4 protein-coding genes are annotated in these 3,412 nt (G+C 74.3%); 2 read left to right on the forward strand and 2 right to left on the reverse strand.

Features of this window, described 5'->3' with window-relative positions; all coding sequences use genetic code 11:
• Window positions 1-163 precede the first annotated feature (163 nt).
• Window positions 164-748 carry a DinB family protein gene (locus B7767_RS21800; protein WP_085573689.1) on the forward strand — a complete coding sequence of 195 codons (585 nt, stop codon included), beginning with the start codon at window positions 164-166 and terminating at the stop codon, window positions 746-748.
• 10 nt (window positions 749-758) lie between these two features.
• Here B7767_RS21800 and B7767_RS21805 read toward each other — a convergent pair whose 3' ends face one another.
• A complete protein-coding gene (locus B7767_RS21805) occupies window positions 759-1,982 on the reverse strand; it encodes an aminotransferase class V-fold PLP-dependent enzyme (protein WP_085573690.1) in 1,224 nt (407 codons plus the stop codon).
• A 168-nt stretch (window positions 1,983-2,150) separates the two neighbouring features.
• Entirely contained in the window at window positions 2,151-2,495 is a 345-nt protein-coding gene (locus B7767_RS21810) for a helix-turn-helix domain-containing protein (RefSeq protein WP_085573691.1), read from the reverse strand.
• Window positions 2,496-2,545: 50 nt separating this feature from the next.
• Between B7767_RS21810 and B7767_RS21815 the strand changes: the two genes are divergently transcribed.
• On the forward strand, window positions 2,546-3,412 hold an 867-nt coding region (locus tag B7767_RS21815), incomplete at its 3' end, for an NAD(P)-dependent oxidoreductase (RefSeq protein WP_085573692.1).

The following is a 3,412-nucleotide window of genomic DNA, read 5'->3' on the forward strand; positions in this document are numbered from 1 at the left end:
CGACACGGGCGGCGCGTCCACCACGGCAACCGGACCCGGCCCGCGCGAGCCCGACCCGCACTTCCCCGCCCGGCGGCGACCTGCCGGCGGACGGACCGCGCGGGCGCGTCCTCATGCGCGACGGCCGCCGGCTCGGCCTTCCCCACGCGGCAGACTGGCCCGCATGACCCCATTCGACACCGCCAAGACGGACCTCCGCTTCTATCTCCAGTCGGCCCGCGACGCCCTGCTGTGGAAACTCGAAGGGCTCCCCGAGTACGACGTCCGCCGCCCGCTGACGCCGACCGGCACCAACCTCCTGGGCCTGGTGAAGCACGCGGCCGGTGTGGAACTGGGCTACCTGGGCGACACCTTCGGCCGGCCGTCCGGTGAGCCGCTGCCCTGGCTCGCGGACGGGGCGGAACCGAACGGGGACATGTGGGCCACCGCCGAGGAGTCGCGCGAGGACGTGATCGGCCTGTACCGCCGGGCGTGGGCGCACGCGGACGCGACGATCGGGGCACTGCCGCTGGACACGGCCGGCCGGGTGCCGTGGTGGCCGGACGGCAGGGACGAGGTGACGCTGCACCACGCCGTGGTCCGGGTGATCGCCGACACCCACCGGCACGCCGGTCACGCCGACATCCTCCGCGAACTCATGGACGGCGCCGCGGGGATGAACGAGACCAACACCGGCCTGCCGTCGGACGACCCGGTCTGGTGGGAGGCGTACCGGGACCGTCTGGAGCGCGTGGCGCGGGAGGCCTGACCGGCACCCCTCACCGTGCCGCGCGGGCCCACTCGCCGAGCACGGGGACGCACCGCTCGGCGAAGTACTCGTAGTCCTCGGCGGTGTTGTAGACGTGCGCGGACAGCCGCAGGTAGCCGACTCCGCCGAAGCTGGTGAACGCCGCCTCGACGCCCAGCTCCGCGGGTGCCCGGTCGCGCAGCGCGTCGGCCGCGAGGCGGCTGTCGGCGAGCCCGTCGGGCAGCCGCACCAGCCGCATGCCGGGCACGGGCATGCCGACGTCGACGGAGGCGTCCTCGCCGGTCAGCCCGGTGAGCGCGGCGCCCACGACCCGCGCACCGTAACCGGCCAGCTCGTCCATGTACCGGCGGGCGGCGGGCCAGCCCCAGGTACGGTCGACGAAGTCGAGGGCGGCCGGGGCGGCCAGGTAGTTGGTCGCGTCGACCGTGCCCTGCTGGTCGAAGCGGTCGGGGTACGGATCGGCGGCGCCCCAGGAGTCGATCAGCGGATACAGCCCGTCCCGCAGCGGACCGCGCGCCACCAGGGCGGCGGTGCCGCGCGGGACGCACCCCCACTTGTGCAGGTTGCCCGTCCAGAAGTCGCAGGTCAGCCCTTCGAGCGGGGCGGCGGTCAGGCCGGGCGCGTGCGCGCCGTCCACGAGCAGCGGGATCCCGCGTCGCCGTGCCTGAGCGCCGATCCGCTCCACCGGCAGCCGGCGGGCGGTGGCGGAGGTGATCTGGTCGAGGACGACGAGCCCGGTGTTCTCGCCCACCTCGGCCATGATCGCCTCGTACGCCCGCTCCTCGTCGGCGTCCAACGGCACCCTGGCGGTGCGCACCCGGCCGCCCCAGCGGCGGGCCAGCCGTTCGGCGCCCATCGTCACGGCGCCGTACCCGTGGTCGGTGACGACGATCTCCCCGCCGCCCCGGCGCTCCAGACCGGCGTAGACGACACTCGCGCCGGCGCTCGCGTTCGGCACCAGGGCGAGGTCGCCGGGGTCCGCGCCGAGGAAGGCGGCGAGTTCGGCCCGGACCGCCGCGAGCCGCCGCGGCAGCTCGGGGAACCACACCACCGGTGCGCTCTCCATCCGCGCACGCAGTTCCTGCTGCCGCTCCTGGGCGACCAGCGGTACGGCACCGAAGGACCCGTGGTTGAGATGGCGCAGGGCGGGATCCAGTGACCAGGCCCGCGCCGCCGGCCGGCCGTCGGCCAGCGACAGGGGCCGGGGCGCGGTGCTGACCTCGGTCTCGCTCATATGACTCCCCTCCGCGAGGAACACCGGATCCTCACTCGGTCACACGATCGCACGGGGCGTCCCGACGGCGGGCACACGCACTTTTTTGTGCGTACTTGGCAGCGTGGCGGTGTGCGGCGAACCTGGATGCGGGGCGCCGGACAGGAAGGGAGCGGAAACGGCCGGCGGTCAGGAGGCCGATGCCTCGGCCAGCCCCTCCAGCCGGCGGTGGCCCCAGTCGGACAGCGGCGCCAGCGCCTCGGCGAGCTCACGGCCGAACGCGGTCAGGGAGTAGACCGTCTTCGGCGGCAGCACGTCGTACACCTCCCGGTGCACCAGCCCGTCCGCCTCCATCTCGCGCAGCGCCTGGGTCAGCACCTTCTCGGTGAGGCCCGGCACCTTCCGGCGCAGTGCGGCCGGACGGTGCGGTCCGGACTCCAGCAGCCACAGCAGCGTGGTCTTCCACTTGCCCTCGATCACGGCGATCGCGGCGGTCACCCCGCAGACGTCCGGATCGTGGCGCCGGTGCACCATGCCGTGCCCCTTTCTTCGGTAATCGCGATACACATTATGGGAGTTCATGCATGTCTGAGCACATCGACCGGCCCTCCGTCACCGTCCTCGGGCTCGGCCCGATGGGCCGTGCGCTGGCCGGCGCCTTCCTGGACGCGGGGGTGCGCACCACCGTCTGGAACCGCACGCCCGGCCGGGACGCGGAGCTGACCGACCGGGGCGCGGTCACGGCGCGGTCGCCCGAGGAGGCGGTCGGAGCCTCCCCGCTCACCGTCGTCTGCGTGGTGAACTACGACGCCTCGGACGCCGTGTTGCGCCAGGACGCCGTCACCGCCGCCCTCAAGGGACGTACGGTGGTGAACCTGAGCGCCGACACCCCCGGCCGCGCCCGGGACACGGCCGAGTGGGCGGGCCGGCACGGCATCCGCTACCTGGACGGGGCGATCATGACCCCGACCCCGGCCATCGGCACGGACGACGCGGTCTTCCTCCACAGCGGCCCCGAGGAGCTGTACCGGGAGCACCGGCCCGTGCTGGCGGCGCTCGGCGGCAGCCACACCCACCTCGGGGAGGAGATCGGCCGGGCGGCGGCGTACGACATCGCGCTGCTCGACATCTTCTGGACGGCGATGGCCGGCTACACGCACGCCCTCGCCGTGGCCCGCGCGGAGGGCGTCACCGCGACGGAACTCGCCCCCTTCGCCCAGGGGATCGCCGCGATCCTGCCCCCGCTGTTCACCGAGTTCGCGGCCGACACCGACGCCGGCACGTACTCGGGCGAGCTGAACCCGATCACCTCGGCCGTGTCGACCATGGCCCACATCGTGCACGCCTCCGAGGCGAACGGCATCGACGCGAGCGTGATGCGGGTGATCGAGGGCCAGGCGCGCCGGGTCGTCGCGCGGGGGCACGGCGGGGGCGGCTTCACCCCGGGCGCC

This window comes from Streptomyces sp. 13-12-16, assembly GCF_002114215.1.
Lineage (GTDB): Bacteria > Actinomycetota > Actinomycetes > Streptomycetales > Streptomycetaceae > Streptomyces.